The following is an 18,321-nucleotide window of genomic DNA, read 5'->3' on the forward strand; positions in this document are numbered from 1 at the left end:
CGCAAAGATATTTTTACAATAACTTTTCTTTACCGTTTATGCATTAACAATGTTAACATGCGTACCTCTATCAAGGTCAACTAGCAAAATGGATATGCAATTATCACACAATACATCTTCTCCCCATTTATTTAGTAAAACGCTAGTACTGATCTTAGCGATGAGCGCAAGTTCGGCATTTGCTGGTGTTGAAGAGCAAGCCAATCGTATACATACCCGGTTAACAGGCGTATCACCGAGTGCTACGGTGCTTGAAAATATGGTCAGTTTACTTGAAGCCGGTAAAGGCGATGACGCCGCTAAGCTTGCTATGGAGAACGACGCGTTTTACCGCGTGACTTTAAAAGATTGGGTGACACCTTGGACCAATCGTGACTTTGATGTACACCAGCCGCTTAACGACTACACTGCCACCATTATGGGCGTGGTAAGGGATGACTTAGACTTTCGCACTATCTTATTTGACGACATTATTTATACGGCCGCCGCAAGTGCAAATTTGCCGAATTATTCAATCAGTAATAACGACCATTACGCTGCACTTGACCAAAGCGCACTTAATTTAAAAGACACGCTGACGCGGCAAACACAATCAAGCGTGACTAATTTACCCATTGAAGCGACGAGCGGCGTAATTACTTCGCGTGCTGCCAGTAAAGCATTTTTTATTGCTGGCACAAACCGAGCAATGTTTCGCTATACCTTTATCAATCATATGTGTACCGACCTAGACGCACTTAAAGATACCAGCATTGCAACTAACCGTATTCGCCAAGATGTCAGCCGCAGTCCTGGTGGCGATAGCCGCATTTTTATGAACTCGTGTAGCGGTTGCCATTCAGGTATGGACCCAATGGCGCAAGCCTATGCTTATTATAATTTCGAGTACGATCGCGATAACGATCTTACTGGCGAGAATGGTCAATTGAGTTACCAAGCCAATACCGTGCAAGGTAAATACCATATCAATAGCGAAACATTTAAGTTTGGCTTTATTACTGAATCCGATAAATGGGACAACTATTGGCGACAAGGGTTAAACCGCCGTTTAGGTTGGGATGAACAACTTTCAGGAAGCGGTAATGGCGCAAAAAGCTTAGGTAAAGAAATCGCCTACAGTGAACAATTTGCCAGTTGCCAAGTAAGTAAAGTGTTTGAAAAAGTGTGTTTACGCAAAGTACAAAATCAACAAGATGCAACCACACTCGCAACAATTACCGATACCTTTAAAAACTCAGGCTACAAACTAAAAACCGTGTTTGCTGCAACTGCCAACTATTGCAAAGGAGATTAACATGCGCATTTTTTTATCGCTTTTGCTAATGGCATTACTGAGTGGCTGTGGCTCAGATTCTGAAGTAAAAGAACAACCAAAACCCCCGATTGATGATTCGGGAGAATTTGTTTACTCAGGCCCTGCCGCAGAAACCGCAGACATACAACAGTTTAAAATAGCTGTTTGGGATAACCTTGTTGGTAATGATAAATGTGGTGCGTGCCATAATGAACAAGGTCAATCCCCGCAATTTGCAAGACGCGACGATATAAACCTTGCCTATGGCGCAATTAATGGGTTCATCAATTTAACCTCACCAAAAGACTCATTGTTAGTAACAAAAGTGGCGGGCGGTCATAACTGTTGGCAACAAAGCGATAGCGTGTGCGCCGATATCCTTACGACTTGGATAAGCGAATGGGCGCAAACAGATAACACTGCGACCACCATCGACTTTGACGACCCAATTCTTAAAGTCCCCGGTAGCAGTAAAAGCTTTCCTGCATCAAGTGCATTATTTTCCACGTATGTTCACCCGATTTTGCAACAAAACTGTGCAAACTGTCATAGTAGCAGTGCGTCATTTCCTGTAGCGCCCTACTTTGCTGAACCCAATGCAGACGCTGCTTATCAAGTTGCACAAGCAAAAATAGATTTAAACCAACCTGAATTATCACGTTTTGTACTGCGTTTAGGCAGCGAATTTCATAACTGCTGGTCCGATTGCGAAAGCGATGCAGCCCTTATGCAAGAAGCCATTACGCAAATGGCCGATGCAATTCCAACGAACCAAGTTGATGATGCATTAGTGCTCAGCAAAGCATTAAAACTCACCGAAGGCATTGTTGCTAACAATGGTAACCGTTTTGAGCAACACATTATTGCAAAGTGGGAATTTAAATCAGGCCAAGGGTTTACTGCCTACGACACCAGTGGCGTTGAGCCAGCTGCTAACTTAACCATTAATGGCGATGTCTCTTGGGTTGGTGGTTGGGGCATTAAGCTCAATGGAGGCCGCGCGCAAGCATCAACTAGCGCGAGCGCGAAACTACACAAAATGCTTACAGCCACAGGTGAATTTAGCCTTGAAGCATGGCTTGTGCCTGACAACGTGACACAAGAAGGCCCTGCACGGATTATTAGTTATTCAGGAGGTGACGATCGTCGTAACTTTACACTCGGCCAAACACTTTATAACTACAACTTTTTATTACGTGATAACACCACCAGCAGTAATGGCGATCCAATGTTATCAACGCCTAATAATGATGAAGTACTGCAAGCTACCTTACAGCATGTGGTACTGACCTTTGATCCGGTCAATGGCAAACGCATTTACGTTAATGGCAACTTGATATCGCAACAAGAAGATAATCAAGGCGTACTGTCTAATTGGGATGCAAGCTTTGCCCTTGTGGTTGGCAGTGAGACCAGCAGTAATTTTAAATGGCGTGGTCAAGTACGCATGATGGCCCTTCACAATCGCGCGATTACACCTGAACAAATTGCTCAAAACTACGATGTAGGTGTCGGTGAAAAGTTCTTTTTATTATTCTCTGTAAGCGAGCTCATAGATTTACCGCGCAGTTACATTATTGCAGAAGTGAGTCAATTCGATAGTTATAGCTACTTGTTTAAAGAACCATTTTTCTTGTCACTTGATAGCAATGTATCACCGCAAGCCATTGCACTTGAAGGCATACGCATTGGTATTAATGGCAAAGAAAGCCCATTAGGGCAAAGCTTTGCCAACCTTAAAACAACCCTAGGCAGTAATTATTCAAGCCAAACTGGGCAGCCGCTTTCACGCTTGGGCAGTTTAATTCCCTTAGAACAAGGCCCCAATAACGATGAGTTCTTTTTGTCGTTTGATGTACTGGGTGAACACCAATTTGTCAGAGTGCCAGGTGAATTACCGCCTTTCCCAATTGAATTTCCAGCAGAGCTCAGCAGCGATATCGGCATAAAAGCATTTTCTGAAATTAACTTTTCAATGGCCCAAATGACGGGGATAAGTACCAAACTTGCTGAAATAGCGCAAACCTATGAACAGTTAAAACAACAGTTACCTACCGTAAATACACTTGATGGTTTTGTTGCAGCTAACCAAATGGCGATTTCACAATTAGCTATTAAGTACTGTAGCGCGTTTATCGAAGATCCGGCTCTGCGTTCAAACGCATTTGCTGATTTCGACTTTAATACAACACCCGATGTGGCATTTACGCCTGAGCGCACTTTGCAATTTAGCTCTGGATTATCACATTATTTGCTTGGCCAAGAACTCGCATCAGCGCCGCAATACGACAGCATGCAACAAGAATTAAACGCACTTATTCAGCGCTTAAATCGCTGCCCTCAAGACTGTGATGCTGCGCGTACTTTAATTATCGCTAAAGCCAGCTGCTCGGCAATCGTTGGCAGCGCAGCAACAATAATTAAGTAATGGAAATGTTATGAAAAAACAAAATCATATTCTCAACCCAGATACACCATTACTGCACCAAGATCACAGTAAACCAATCAGCCGTCGCGATTTTATCGCGCAGGGGTTTGCCGCAGGATTAGGCACGTTTTTTAGTGGTTCATTGTTTAGTTTATTCTCAAGCCCACTACAAGCACAAAGTACACTTTCCAGTGATTTAGAAGCGCTAAAGCAAAGTTGTGGTATTGCCACCTCTGGCGCTGGAAAAATTCCCTTTATTTGCTTTGATTTGGCCGGAGGCGCAAACATCGCTGGCTCAAATGTACTGGTTGGTGGACCCAACGGGCAAATGGATTTTTTATCGACTGAAGGTTACAGCAAACTCGGTTTACCGGGCGATATGATCCCACCAATCGCCAATGCGCAAACTGGGTTAAGCGATTTTGTTAATAGTGAACTGGGATTGGCATTTCATTCAGACAGTCAATTTTTACAAGGCATACTTGAAAAAGTATCCGTGACTAATCGCGCCAATATTAATGGTGCGGTGATCCCAGCACGCTCTGAAAATGATACCGGCACTAACCCGCATAACCCAATGTTTGGCATAAACCGTGTTGGCGCCGATGGCTCACTGCTGAGTTTAGTCGGTTCTCGTAACTCCGACTCCGGAGCAAACTCTATGTCGCCCGATAGTTTATTTGATTCGGCCAAACGCCCTACCAAAATAGATAGGCCCAGTGATGTTACAGGCCTTGTCGATACCGGTGATTTAGTTGGTTTACTTGACCAAAGTGATGCCGTTGCGGTGATGGAGTCCATTCAACGCATTAGTGATATGAAGCTAAACAGCGTCAGTACTCAAATAAGCCGTGATGATGTTCTGAAAGACTTGGTACGCTGCGGTTACGTTAAAACCGCAGATATTACTGACCGTTTTGGTAACCCAGACAACTTGAATCCGATGACAGATCCATTGATCACCGGTGACAATGCTATTTTTACTGCCGAAGAACTTAACCAAGATGGCGAGTTTAGAAAAACAGCTTCGATTATGAAATTAGTGCTTAACGGTTACGCCGGCGCAGGTACTATCACTATGGGTGGTTTTGATTACCACACTGGCGATAGAGCGACCGGTGAAATTCGCGATTTACGTGCAGGGCGTTGTATGGGTGCATGCTTAGAATATGCCGCAAGACTTGGCGTGCCACTAATGATGTATGTGTACAGTGATGGCTCTGTTGCCAGTAACGGTATGATAGATGATTCAGAATTTGGCCGCGGTAAAGGTGTTTGGACAGGCGACAACTCATCAACTTCAGCGTCGTTCTTCTTGGTCTATAACCCGCAAGGCACGCCACAGTTGTTAGGTGCAACACCAGAGCAACAAGCTAAGCGCCAACAAATTGGTTATATGCGTCGCGATGCGTCAGTAGAAACGGCATCGGGACCTGCAGCCAACAATGTTAACTTACTGGTTGAAACTGTTATTCTCAATTACATGGCACTACATGGTGAGCAAGGCAATTTTGCTAATTTATTCCCGATGCATGGCTTAGGTAACGCCAGATTAATGGACAGCTTAATTGCGTTTGAGCCGATTGCGTAATCACAAATGCACTCGGCGACGCCTCTTTAATGTGCTAACAAACCATTTGAAAAGTGCAGCTTGCGGTCTTTATCAATAATCAACGCCTCAAAGCTTGGCATTGAATTTATCAATGCCAAACCATCCTTTACACCCAGCACAAAAACGCTGGTCGACAGCGCGTCTGTCATCACACCTTGTTGACCGATAATCGATACACTTTGAACTTTAGCAGCTGAATGGCCAGTTTTTGGATCAATAATATGATGGTGACGTACGCCATCTTGAATAAAGTAACGTTCGTAATCGCCCGAGGTAGAAATTGCTTCATTTTCCATCGGTAATTGAATGGCGTGTTTGCCTTTTTTACGCGGATCTTGAATGGCGAGTAACCACGGCCTGTCTCCGTGTTTGCCAAGTGCTTTGGTATCTCCACCCGCACTTACCAACGCCGAATCGATGCCCTGACTCTTTAAAATTGTAATGGCATTATCAACAGCGTAGCCTTTTGCAATACCACCTAAATCAATTTTCATGCCCTGCTGCTTAAAATGTACTGTTTGATTTTTGTCGTTTAGCTCAACTTGACGATAATCGATTAAGGCTTGGTTGGTGTCTCGCACCTGATTACTAGGTGAAATACGCTCGCGATAATTATATAAAAAGCCGACACTGGCAAAGGTAATATCGAATGCACCCTTGGTTTGTGCTGAAATTAGTTGGGCTTGTTTGATTAATAGATATAACTCATTACTGATTTTAACTGGTTGGATTGCCGCATTTTTATTCACACGGTAAAGCTCACTGCTATTTATGTAGGGGCTCATTAGCTGATTAATTCGTTCCATTTCATCAAAAACGGCCTTAATGGCGGCTTCACCATGGCTTTTATCATGATGCCAAAGTGTTATTTTGACTGATGTGCCCATAATTGCTTTTTCATCGGATTGCCATTCAGCGTAACAAAAAAGTGGGAAAATCAGTAATATGAGCAGTAACTTTCGCAAAACCAAGCCTAAAATTTATAATTGAACAAATTAGCGTTCTATTATGCTCAAATATTTGATAATGATAAACGTAATTCCTTTGATTTAGCTCTAACATGAGAAATAAAGACCAAGTATAATGGCGCCACTCGTTGATTAAGGTGCTTATAATGATCGAAATTGATAGTAAGGTTCTTACTGATCTAGAATCTGGCTTTACGATTCCCCCAAAACCTGAATTACTGCAATTACTGCAAACTGAATTAAATAGTGATTCGCCAGAACTTAACAATATTGCCAATATTGTGGCTGGTGATGTAGCCATTGCCGCTATGGTATTAAAGGTTATTAACTCCCCTTATTACGGCCTTGCCAGAACAATAACCGACATTAAACAAGCGGTTATGTTTCTAGGTTTAGAAGGCATAACTAATTTAGTAACAGGCTTTTTACTTGAAAAAGCGTTTGATCAAGACAAATGCTGCATTCGACTAGAACGTTTTTGGGATACCGCAAGCGAAATCGCAGCTATCTCAACCTTGATTGGTAAAAAACTTAAAGCAATAGTGCCAACTGAAAATTTGCATATGGTGGGGTTATTTCACGATGCCGGCATTCCTGCGATGGCGATGAACTACGCTAATTATGTTGATGTACTGGAAGAGTCTAACCGCAATTACCATCTATCTCTTGTTGCACGTGAAGAAGCAGCGTACCGCACAAATCATGCGGTAATCGGTTACTTTTTGGCTACCAGTTGGAACCTTCCAAAAAATATTTGCCAACTTATATTACGTCATCATGACGATGCGTATTTAGACACACCTACTTTTAGCCAAGACCAACTCACCTACGCAACGCTGAAAATGGCTGAAGACATAGTACACGTAAATCGTCGCTTTGTGCATTCACCTGATTGGCCTGATATGCAAGAGAAAGTGTTAACCGTGCTCGACCTTGATGAAGAAGATTACCAAGATATAAAAGAAGATGCGGAAGAGCTTTTTCATAGCTTAGCCTAAGTTATTTATTCATATTCCTCAATCCAAGCCATTTGAATTGCTTCTAATATTCGCTCTCCACAATGGCTTGGGTCGTCATCGAAATCTTCTAACGCAAGCACCCAATCACGTAAGTCGGTAAACCTAATTTCACGTGGGTCAACGCTGGGGTGTTCATCAAGTAGCGCCAGCGCAATGTGCTGGGAGTCAATCCATTTTAATTGCATTGTGTTTGCCTCATAAAAAAGGAGGCATACGCCTCCTTTTTAATTTAGTAGAAAGATTGTTTAACGCACAATCTTCATTTCATCTAGTAAATTCTGCGCGTTATCAACCTTATCCATAACCCAAAGCATATAACGTGAATCTACATGGATTGAACGATTTAAGTTTGCATCGTAATCCCAGTCACCAATGATACTTTCGTAAACACCGTCAAACAGTAAACCAACAAGTTCTGCGTTACCGTTAAGCGTTGGTGAGCCTGAGTTACCACCAGTTGTATCAACATTTGACAAGAAGTTTACTGGTACTGTGTTCATACCACCTGTGTAATCACCGTAATGCTTTTGCTTGATTAAGTCGTTTTGCTTTTTCGGTGAGTTAAATGGTTCAACATCGGTATTTTTCGCAAGCAGACCTTCAAGTGAAGTAAACGGTGTTGCAACTAATCCGTCTTGCGGTGAGTAACCACCCACTGTACCGTAAGTTACACGTAATGTGCTGTTTGCATCTGCGTATACAGGCTTATCAAGTGATTTGTTGTACGCAATAATCGCTTCCATTAATGCTGGGCGAGCCGCCTGCATTTTACCTACAAGCTCTTTATCTTGATCTTCAATTGACTTCATTACACTGAAAATCGCTTTTGCGTATTTCACAAATGGGTCGTTACTTTGATCAAGCTGCGCAAGGTCTAAGTCCAGCATCCATAAACGGGCTTTTTCATCAGCTAGTTTAGAATTTGCATACATGTCATCTAACATGGCTGAATGCTTAGCTTTATTAAAGCCATTTTCTAGTGCCAAAGCGCTATCTACCTCAGTGATACGCTCATTTGCTGGTAATGCAGCATATAGCTCTAAGAAGTGAAGTAGAATTGCTTTATCAACTGGCTCGGCATAACGACGGCTCATGCTCTTAAGACGCGCTTCGATACGCGGTAAGTCACGCTCTTGATAACCACTTTCGCGCTCTGCGTCTGGCTTTTGCTTTTCCACAGCTAAACGATACAACATACGTGCTGTTGAAATCATTTGTGAGCGGTGAACATAGCCTAACATACGGTCGCGTTGGTTGTGCTTTTGCGACTCTGCAACAAGCGCTTCTAAATCAGCTAATACGTTACCGTATTTTGCTTTGCGCTCGCTATCGCTGTTGATCCACGCTTGTAAATCTTGTTCAAATTGTTGCTTACGCGTATACATAGAACCTTTTTTGAAGCTCTCAATCATTGAGCCATAGTTCTTGATGTAGTTATTGTAGCCAGCAATCGTGCTTTCGTATGCGATACGCTCTTGCGAACCTTCAGGTGCATTTTCTTCGATTAGCTCAACGTATTTAGAGTTATGCTTGCGCGCAAGTGGGTATGCCGTGTTAAAAACATAATCCACTTCAGGTGATACGCGGTAACGGTTAGTACGGCCTGGGTAGCCAGTCACCATCACAAAGTCACCTTCTTGCACGCCTTTAGCGCTCACGCTTAAAAATGAGTTAGATTCAAACGGTACGTTATCTTTTGAAAACTCGGCAGGTTTGCCATCTTTACCAACATACGCACGGTAGAATGCAAAATCACCTGTGTGACGCGGCCACATCCAGTTATCGATATCACCGCCGTATTTACCCACACCCATTGCTGGCGTGTAAGCTAAACGCACGTCTTTAATTTCAAGCGATTTAATTAGGTAATACTCTAATCCACCGTGGAACGTATAAACATTACAACGGTAGCCTTTGTCTTCTTCACATTCAGCAACAAGTGCTTTACGGTTTGCATCAATGGCTTCGTAGCGCGCTTTGCCAGTAAGTGTTTCAGTGCCTTTTTTCACGTTAGCCGTTACATCCGTCACTTCTTCAGTAACATACACACGTGAACCTGGCGCTGCAGGTAAATCTTCCGATGGTTTTTTTGCTAAAAAGCCATTTTCTAAAATGTTGTTATCAGTAGTTGAATTGTACTGAATAGAACCATAAGCACAGTGGTGGTTAGTAACTACCAAACCTTTTGGCGATACAAATGATGCTGTACAACCGCCTAAGCTGATTACGGCATTCATTGGGAATTCGGTAAGCTTTGAGATTGACTTAGCGTCAATTGCTAAACCTTTTGATTTAAGAATATCTTCTAATTCAGGTAATTGATGTGGTTGCCACATACCTTCGTCGGCAAATGCTGAGCCTGCAAAACTAAATGCAAGTGCAGCTGCGATCGCTTTAATGCGCATTTGTGCGTTTCCTTTTTATCAGTATTTTTTGTAATAATGTTACATTATCACTATGTCTTAAAGTCACTTCGCGAGTCAATATTTTGCGATGCAATCTTCACGAATTTTGTAACGGTAAGTAAATGATTACGTACAAATAAAAAAGCCGCGATAGACGCGGCTTTTATTAAGTTTAAAGATTAAAGGCTTTCGATTTTAGCCTTTTGCTCTAGTAACTTGGCTTTCGCTTCACTGTATTCAGCAAGCTTTTCTTTCTCTTTAGCAAGTACTGCTTCCGGGGCATTATTAACAAACTTTTCGTTTGCTAACTTTCGCTCTACTTGCTCTAGGCCTTTTTGTGCTTTTTCAAGCTGCTTGCTAATACGTGCAAGTTCAGCTTCAACATCGATAAGACCCGCCATTGGAATAAGCACTTCTAAGCCACCGACTAACGCGGTAGCAGACGCTGGCGCTTCGTCAGTCTCAGCTAATACAGTTGTAGATTCTAATTTAGCTAGTGATGCTAAGAACTTTGCGTTTTCTTCAAGGCGACGCTTATCTTCATCACTTGCGTTTTTAAGCAGTACGTCTAGAGGCTTATTAGGGCTAATGTCCATTTCACCACGGATGTTACGAATCGCAACGATAAACTGCTTAACCCACTCAAGATCCGCCATCGCTGATTCATCTACCTGCGATTCATCAAACTGAGGGAATGCCTGTAGCATAATGGTATCGGCGTTAATGTTTGCAAGAGGTGCAACACGTTGCCAGATTGTTTCAGTGATATATGGCGTTAATGGGTGCATTAAGCGCAGTAAGCCTTCAAGCACCGTTACTAGCGTGTTACGTGTGCCGCGTTGTTCTGCTTCATTACCTTTAAACAATACCGGCTTCGTTAGCTCAAGATACCAGTCACAGAATTGGTTCCAAGTGAACTCGTAAATGGTGCTTGCTGCTAAGTCAAAACGGTAGTTATCTAAATGATCAGTGAATGTTTTAACCGTGTTTTGGAATTGACCTAAGATCCAACGATCTGCAAGTGACTGCGTCATCTCGCCGCCATTAAAACCACAGTCTTTTTCTTCTGTGTGCATTAATACGTAGCGGCTCGCATTCCAAAGCTTGTTACAGAAGTTACGGTAACCTTCTAGACGGTTCATATCCCAGTTGATATCACGCCCTGTTGATGCCATTGCAGCAAGAGTAAAGCGCAGTGCATCAGTACCGTGTGCCTCAATGCCTTTTTCAAACGTTTTACGGGTGTTTTTCTCAATTTTTGCCGCCAGTTGTGGCTGCATCATGTTACCGGTACGCTTTTCTACTAAACTTTCAAGGTCGATGCCATCAATCATATCGATTGGGTCAAGTACGTTACCTTTTGACTTAGACATCTTATCGCCGTTTTCATCGCGGATAAGGCCGGTTACGTAAACCGTTTTAAATGGCACTTGTGGTTTGCCATCTTCATCTTTGATGAAGTGCATGGTCATCATGATCATACGTGCAACCCAGAAGAAGATAATATCAAAACCCGTTACCAGCACATCTGATGGGTGGAATACTTTTAAGTCTTCAGTTTGTGCAGGCCAACCTTGCGTAGAGAAGGTCCAAAGAGCCGATGAGAACCAAGTATCAAGTACGTCTTCATCTTGTGTAAGTGCAACATCCGCAGCGATGTTATTCTCGCTACGTACTTCTTCTTCGCTGCGACCAACATATACGTTACCCTCAGCATCGTACCATGCTGGAATACGGTGTCCCCACCAAAGCTGACGCGAAATACACCAATCTTGAATGTCGTTCATCCACGCGTTGTACATGTTTTCGTATTGCGCTGGTACAAACTTAATGTCGCCGTTAGCAACTGCTTGTTTTGCAGGCTCTGCCAGTGGTGCAACACGCACATACCATTGGTCTGTAAGAAGTGGCTCAATAACCACACCTGAACGGTCACCGTATGGTACTGTTAAGCTGTGATCTTCAATTTTCTCTAGTAAACCAAGCTCTTCAAACTCAGCCACAATCGCTTTACGCGCATCAAAGCGGTCAAGACCGTGGAAACGCTCTGGAATTGGTGCGTCGATTTCTTGCGGCTTGCCATCAAATGTATAACCTTCACCCGCAGTTAATACCGCAGCGTCTTTGTTAAACACATTGATCATCGGTAGTTGCTGACGCTTACCTACTTCGTTATCGTTAAAGTCGTGCGCAGGAGTAATTTTTACACAGCCTGTGCCTTTTTCCATATCGGCGTGTTCATCGGCAACAATTGGAATGCGACGATTTACAATTGGTAGAATTACTTCTTTACCAATCAAGTCTTGATAGCGCTCGTCATTTGGGTTTACTGCAACACCCGTGTCACCTAACATGGTTTCAGGACGCGTTGTCGCAACTACGATGTAGTCTTTACCATCTTGCGTTGTTAGGCCATCAGCCAGTGGATAACGCAGGTTCCACATATGACCTTGCTTGTCTTTGTTTTCAACTTCTAAATCTGAAATTGCCGTGTGTAACTTTGGATCCCAGTTTACAAGACGCTTACCACGGTAAATTAAATCTTCTTTGTGAAGACGAACAAATACTTCTTTAACCGCTTCTGAAAGACCTTCGTCCATCGTAAAGCGTTCGCGATCCCAATCTACAGACGCGCCTAGTCGACGTAACTGCTTGGTAATAGTACCGCCAGATTCATTTTTCCACTGCCAAATACGGTCGATGAAGTTATCACGGCCAAGCTCGTGACGTGTTTTACCTTCTTCAGCTGCAAGCTTACGCTCTACAACCATTTGCGTTGCGATACCTGCGTGGTCAGTACCAACCTGCCAAAGGGTGTTATTGCCCTGCATACGCTTAAAACGTGTCAGCGTATCCATGATGGTATCTTGGAAGGCGTGGCCCATGTGCAAGCTACCTGTGACATTTGGCGGTGGGATCATAATTGAATACGCGTCACCTTTACCTGACGGTTTAAAGTAGCCTTTCTCTTCCCAGCCTTGATATAACGACTGTTCAATATCTTGTGGATTATAGGTTTTATCCATTGCACAGAACCTTAATACTAAATCTCTATCTCTTGTGTCGACAAATGCGCCCCTAGTTGACGCATTACTTTGTAGCGTTCACGCGCTACGCCTTTTAATTGTTCATCAGCAGGTACAAAATCATATACCTCTGAAAAGCGACGAATAAAATCGGGCACCGTTTTGGCCAGATTTATTATCACTTTGCGATTTGCCACTGGCGCTGACTCGCCAATTTCAACAGGTGATCCTGCTTGTGGTCCCTCGCCTTGCAGATTGTGTGGAACAAAGCTATCTACTTCGAATTGCCACAGGTGCTCATCTATTACATGTGCATCCTCTTGATTATCTACAAGAATAAATACTTTTTTTCCCTGTCGGTAACAATCTGCAGCTAGCCTTGCCGCTAGATCAAAATGAGCCGGAATGGAATTTACCGGCTCATTTAGTTGTTTTAGAACGTAAAATACTGCGTTCATTAAACTGCCTCTAGAATCACTTTAGGCATCTTGCTCCATATTAACATCAGCACGATTTAATAGATACTGAGTTAACATTGCAACTGGGCGACCTGTTGCACCTTTATTTTTGCCACTGCGCCATGCAGTACCAGCAACGTCAAGGTGAGCCCAATTGTACTTTTTAGTGAAGCGCGATAAGAAACATGCCGCAGTAATTGTACCGGCTGCACGTCCGCCTAAGTTAGTGAAATCGGCAAACGGGCTTTCTAGCTGTTCTTGATACTCATCCCAAAGCGGTAATTGCCATGCTCGGTCACCACTTAGCTCTGACGCTTTTAATAAGTCATGTGCCAGTGGATTATGGTTTGCTAGTAAACCTGATGTTTGGTGACCAAGTGCGATAATACATGCACCTGTTAACGTCGCTACGTCAATTACGGTATCAGGGTCAAATGCTTCAACATAGGTTAATGCATCACATAATACTAAGCGGCCTTCAGCATCGGTATTTAATACTTCCACTGTTTGACCAGACATAGTTGTTAAAATATCACCTGGGCGGTATGCATTGCTGCTTGGCATGTTCTCACAGCCTGCGAGCACTGCAATCACGTTAATTGGTAATTGCATTTCAACAATCGCACGCATCGTACCAAGTACCCCTGCAGCACCACCCATATCGTATTTCATTTCGTCCATGGCTTCGCCTGGCTTAATTGAAATACCACCTGAGTCAAAAGTTAGGCCTTTGCCCACTAACACGATTGGTGCTTTGTCTTCTGGCGCGCCTGTGTAGTGAATAACCGACATAATCGATTCATTCGCGCTACCACGGCCTACTGCTAGGTATGAGTGCATACCTAACTCTTCCATTTCTTTTTCACCAACAAGGTTAACTTTTACGTTGTCGTAATTTGCTTCAAGTTCTTTTGCTTGCTCACCAAGGTACGCTGGGTTACAGATATTTGGTGGCATGTTTGCAACGTCTTTACACAGTTTTTGGCCGTGTGAAATTGCAAGGCCGTGTTCAATCGCTGTTTCACCAATAGTTAATTCGCGGCGCGTTGGTACGTTGAAAACGATTTTACGAAGCGGTCTACGCGCTTCACTCTTTTTGCTCTTTAACTGATCGAAAACATATAGGCTGTCTTGTGTTGTTTCTACCGCTTGACGTACTTTCCAGTAGGTATCGCGACCTTTAACATGCAATTCAGTTAAGAAACATACTGCTTCCATTGAGCCCGTATCGTTTAACGTACTAATGGTTTTTGAAATAATTTGCTTATATTGCTTATCATCAAGCTCACGTTCTTTACCACAACCAACTAATAGCACGCGCTCACTTAACACGTTTGGTACATGGTGTAATAGCAACATTTGCCCAGGCTTACCTTCTAAATCGCCGCGGCGTAGCAAATTAGAAATATAACCATCGCTAATACGATCGAGTTGCTCGCCAATTGGTGATAAACGACGAGGTTCATAAACACCCACAACAATACATGCACTGCGTTGTTTTTCTGGGCTGCCACTTTTAACGCTAAATTCCATAGCGACTCCTGAGTGATTTTGACTATAAATTAAACCAAAACAAACTTAATTTTTAAATTTAAGTCCTAATGGCATATATTTAAGTTGTAAAAATACAAAGTTTACTTAAAATTTCAGACTATTCCAGTAAAAAGACAAGTTTTGTAGAGGTCGCGGTGTTAATCTTTCGCTATTTATCGACAGAAGTATTCAAATCACAGCTCGCTGTATTCCTCACCTTGATGACTATTTTCGTCAGCCAGAAATTTGTCTCGATTTTAGCTGACGCTGCAGAGGGCTCTATTCCCGGCCAATTGGTGTTGCAAATGGTGCTATTAAAGCTGCCACAATTGGCATCTTTAATTTTACCGTTAAGTATTTTCCTTGGCATTATTTTGGCCTACAGTCGCATTTATGCCGACAGCGAAATGACAGTATTAAAGGCATGCGGTGTAAGCGAATGGTACGTAGTTCGCTTAACACTCGTGTCATCTACTGTGTTGGCAGTGCTGGCAGGCTTTTTAACGCTGACCCTTGCACCATGGGCAAACGAGCACGAGTATCAGCTAAAAGAAAAGATTGAAGCTGATGCAGGCCTCGCTGCGCTTCGCTCAGGACGCTTTCAACAAACCGATAACGAAAAAGCCGTGGTGTTTATTCACGATATTAAGCAAAATGGTACTGAACTAGACCGTGTTTTTTATGCGCAAATAGATAGCGATAAAAATGGTCCTACATCGGAAGTGGTATACGCCGAAAAAGGCAAAGTACAAGAAGACAGAAATACCGGCGAACAAAAATTAGTGCTCAGTGATGGTAAGCGTTATGAAAACCCTGCTGGCAGTAAGCAACTTCAGCTTACAGAATTCACTAACTACGAAGTGCAAATTCAAGATCAAGCAATCGAGCAAAAACGCCGTAAATTAGAAGCCTTGCCATCGATGCAATTATTAGAGCAAGGGACAACCGAGGCGATTGCACAATTTCAATGGCGATTAGCGGTGCCATTATCAATCCCACTCTTAACCCTAATTGCTGTGCCGCTATCGGTAGTTAATCCAAGACAAGGAAAGTTCGCCAAGTTAGTACCTGCGATTTCCCTTTATTTGGGTTACTTTGTGCTGTTGAATGCAGGCACGTTTTTAGTACAAGAAGGTAAAGTCCCGACATCTATTGGCCTTTGGTGGATTCACCTAAGCGCTCTGTTTATAGGTGCCTTTTTAATTCTTCGTGATAGGCCTTTAGGCTCCACCATTCGAGCTTGGTTTAGTAAGAAGGAGGCCGTAGCATGAGAATTTTAGATGGCTATTTAGGTCGCAGTTTATTGCAAACCACAGGCTTTACCCTACTCGTATTAGTAGGCATTGGTACACTGATTAAGTTTATAGAGCAACTAAGATCGGTTGGCCGCGGTACATACGATATCGTAGATGCTGTTTTATACACCTTGTACAGCATGCCCTACGACATCGTTGTATTCTTTCCTATGGCTGCATTAATTGGTGGCCTGCTTGGGCTGGGTGCACTTGCTTCAAACAGCGAGCTTGTTGTTATGCAAGCAGCCGGTTTATCACGTTTTCAAATTATTCGTTCAGTGATGAAAACTGCACTGATCTTAGCAGTTGTTATGATGGCAATCGCTGAATGGGTTGTACCTGAAGCGCAAAAAACGGCTAAGCAGCTTCGTACAATGGAAATATCCGGCGGGAGCATATTTAACGCACAAAAAGGCGTTTGGGCTAAAGATGGCAATACTTTTATCAATATCAATAATGTCGATGAGTCGGGTCGCTTAGATGGTTTAACCATGTACCAATTTAATGAGCGACTGGAACTGCAAACAATCAAACGTGCAGAAAAAGCGATTCCGGAACAAAACGGTTGGCAGCTTTATAAAGTGCAACATTTAGCAATTGATGCAAATAGTACAGATACATCTATATCAGAAAACTATTTCTATGAGTCAAAACTTACTCCGGAAAAGCTTGGTGTAGTATCTGTTAAACCCGAAACACTGTCTTTCACAGGCTTGTATTCTTACCTCTCATACCTAAAAGAGAATGACCAAGATACCAGCACCTATGACCTAGCGTTTTGGCGTAAAGTAATGCAACCGCTTACTATCGCTGTGATGTTATTAGTGGCACTGTCATTTATATTTGGCCCACTAAGAAGTGTAACAATGGGCGCACGAATTATTATGGGCGTAGTGACAGGTATTATATTTCATTTAACAGACCGTATTTTTGGCCCGTTTGTATTAGTGTATGAATTACATCCGTCAATTGGCGCAATAATGCCTAGTTTGATCTTTATCGCAATTGCAACTTTCTTACTAAAAAGGCGCCAATAATAGCGCCTTTGACTTTCTGAACTATGTCTCCAGAGCTCGTAAAATATTAATCGAGCTCGCGATACACCTTTTTATTTTCTTCTTTCGACAGCGTAATAACTTCCGTCTTAGCAAGATAATCTTGTAGTGAACGTTTGTTCTTAAAATCAATCAGTACTATTAAATTTCCTAGCCCTAATAACGCCGTAATCGCCCTGATAAGCGCTTGTGGCTTACTAATAGGTTTACCGTCTAAGTTTCTCACTTTTAATCGCCATGCACGCATACCGATCGTCTGGCCGCCCTTAGTCCAAAAGTAAACATAAAAGAAGCAAGCCACACACACTAAATAAAACTGATTAATAAAGTTCCATGGTTGGGTTGTTACAAAGTGAGAGATGTCTGCATCTTCACTTTTACTGATTAACCCCAATGAAAGAAGCAGCTCAAGAGCACCAAGGAAGATAATCTGCGCCAACATGATAATCGCGATTGTCGCTAACGCATCGTATACCAATGATGCTAGACGACGCATAAAACCAGTTCGTTGTTCGATATTTGACATAAAAGTAGTAAAACCTCAAATCTATGGGATGCGTTATTCTAACCTAGAGTTAAGATCACACGCTAATTAAAGTTAAAACAAGCTAATTTCAGGCACAAAAAAACCGACTTACGTCGGCTAATTTTATTTAATGCTATGTAGCATTAAATGGTACCAGTGGGCGGACTCGAACCGCCACGCATTGCTGCGGGGGATTTTGAATCCCCTATGTCTACCAATTCCATCACACTGGCACAAATTACAATACAAAGGCTACGCTTTATAAAGTAATTGCATTATACAAACTAATAGTACCACAGCAAGTAGTTTTTTATGTTTACGACTCAACTGGTTAGGAAATAAACTCAAATCCTAATTAACACTCTTGCAGAGTGGACTTATTACTTGAAAGAAAACTATATATCGATGATAAATCAAAGCGATTAGTTTACGAGTAGGTTATTTATGTAGGGATATATAAATCGTTAGTTAAAGACTTTAGATTTCATAATAAATCACTGTTGTTTCGCAGTTACGACTACTTGTTAGCAATGGTAAATAGATAGTAACTTCTGATAAGTAATATCCAAAAGCCAGCCTTAAAGTTTCAACGACAGATAATAACCAAATAAAGATGGTAGCCCTTTTCTGTACTGACTTTAGACGCAAAAAGCCCGCTCGATGAGCGGGCTTTGATATATATGGGTATTCGAATATCGATAA

At 42.5% G+C, this 18,321-nt stretch carries 13 protein-coding genes and 1 tRNA gene; 6 read left to right on the plus strand and 8 right to left on the minus strand.

What is annotated here, in order from left to right:
- The first annotated feature begins 94 nt into the window (after positions 1-94).
- Genes PSPO_RS10070 through PSPO_RS10080 form a run of 3 tightly spaced genes read left to right on the plus strand, consistent with a single transcriptional unit; the run spans position 95 to position 5,313 of the window.
- Positions 95-1,294, plus strand: coding sequence for a hypothetical protein (locus tag PSPO_RS10070; RefSeq protein WP_193437077.1), 1,200 nt, complete (start codon positions 95-97; stop codon positions 1,292-1,294).
- Between the two features lies 1 nt (position 1,295).
- Positions 1,296-3,722 (plus strand): LamG domain-containing protein, encoded by a 2,427-nt coding sequence (locus PSPO_RS10075; RefSeq protein WP_010559578.1) that lies wholly within the window; start codon positions 1,296-1,298, stop codon positions 3,720-3,722.
- Positions 3,723-3,732: 10 nt separating this feature from the next.
- Entirely contained in the window at positions 3,733-5,313 is a 1,581-nt protein-coding gene (locus PSPO_RS10080; protein ID WP_010559577.1) for a hypothetical protein, read from the plus strand.
- A 26-nt stretch (positions 5,314-5,339) separates the two neighbouring features.
- Here the strand turns inward: PSPO_RS10080 and PSPO_RS10085 are convergent, their stop codons facing one another.
- Positions 5,340-6,299, minus strand: a complete 960-nt coding sequence (locus tag PSPO_RS10085) for an FAD:protein FMN transferase (protein WP_010559576.1) — start codon at positions 6,297-6,299, stop codon at positions 5,340-5,342.
- Positions 6,300-6,448: 149 nt separating this feature from the next.
- Between PSPO_RS10085 and PSPO_RS10090 the strand changes: the two genes are divergently transcribed.
- On the plus strand, positions 6,449-7,300 hold the full coding sequence (locus PSPO_RS10090) for an HDOD domain-containing protein (protein WP_010559575.1): 852 nt from the start codon (positions 6,449-6,451) through the stop codon (positions 7,298-7,300).
- 5 nt (positions 7,301-7,305) lie between these two features.
- Here the strand turns inward: PSPO_RS10090 and iscX are convergent, their stop codons facing one another.
- The 5 genes from iscX to pepA form a co-directional block, all read right to left on the minus strand.
- Positions 7,306-7,506: a Fe-S cluster assembly protein IscX gene (iscX, locus tag PSPO_RS10095; protein ID WP_010559574.1), complete on the minus strand. Its 201-nt coding sequence runs from the start codon at positions 7,504-7,506 to the stop codon at positions 7,306-7,308.
- A gap of 60 nt (positions 7,507-7,566) precedes the next feature.
- Entirely contained in the window at positions 7,567-9,726 is a 2,160-nt protein-coding gene (locus tag PSPO_RS10100) for a S46 family peptidase (RefSeq protein ID WP_010559573.1), read from the minus strand.
- Positions 9,727-9,905: 179 nt separating this feature from the next.
- A complete protein-coding gene (locus PSPO_RS10105) occupies positions 9,906-12,752 on the minus strand; it encodes a valine--tRNA ligase (protein ID WP_010559572.1) in 2,847 nt (948 codons plus the stop codon).
- A 17-nt stretch (positions 12,753-12,769) separates the two neighbouring features.
- The gene (locus PSPO_RS10110) at positions 12,770-13,210 is read right to left on the minus strand and encodes a DNA polymerase III subunit chi (protein ID WP_010559571.1); all 441 of its coding nucleotides are present in this window, start codon (positions 13,208-13,210) and stop codon (positions 12,770-12,772) included.
- 21 nt (positions 13,211-13,231) lie between these two features.
- The gene (gene pepA, locus PSPO_RS10115; protein WP_010559570.1) at positions 13,232-14,743 is read right to left on the minus strand and encodes a leucyl aminopeptidase; all 1,512 of its coding nucleotides are present in this window, start codon (positions 14,741-14,743) and stop codon (positions 13,232-13,234) included.
- Positions 14,744-14,898: 155 nt separating this feature from the next.
- On the opposite strand from pepA, the gene lptF reads away from it, so the two are divergent.
- Together lptF and lptG are read left to right on the plus strand one after the other, a co-directional pair.
- Entirely contained in the window at positions 14,899-16,014 is a 1,116-nt protein-coding gene (lptF, locus tag PSPO_RS10120) for an LPS export ABC transporter permease LptF (protein WP_010559569.1), read from the plus strand.
- A complete protein-coding gene (lptG, locus tag PSPO_RS10125) occupies positions 16,011-17,075 on the plus strand; it encodes an LPS export ABC transporter permease LptG (RefSeq protein ID WP_010559568.1) in 1,065 nt (354 codons plus the stop codon). The genes lptF and lptG overlap by 4 nt, the downstream gene beginning before the upstream one ends.
- A gap of 46 nt (positions 17,076-17,121) precedes the next feature.
- Here lptG and PSPO_RS10130 read toward each other — a convergent pair whose 3' ends face one another.
- Together PSPO_RS10130 and PSPO_RS10135 are read right to left on the minus strand one after the other, a co-directional pair.
- On the minus strand, positions 17,122-17,619 hold the full coding sequence (locus tag PSPO_RS10130; RefSeq protein WP_010559567.1) for an RDD family protein: 498 nt from the start codon (positions 17,617-17,619) through the stop codon (positions 17,122-17,124).
- 148 nt (positions 17,620-17,767) lie between these two features.
- Positions 17,768-17,852, minus strand: a tRNA-Leu gene (locus PSPO_RS10135).
- Between the last annotated feature and the right edge of the window lie 469 nt (positions 17,853-18,321).

Origin of the sequence: Pseudoalteromonas spongiae UST010723-006 (assembly GCF_000238255.3) — a bacterium.
In the GTDB taxonomy this organism is placed as follows: Bacteria; Pseudomonadota; Gammaproteobacteria; order Enterobacterales; family Alteromonadaceae; genus Pseudoalteromonas; species Pseudoalteromonas spongiae.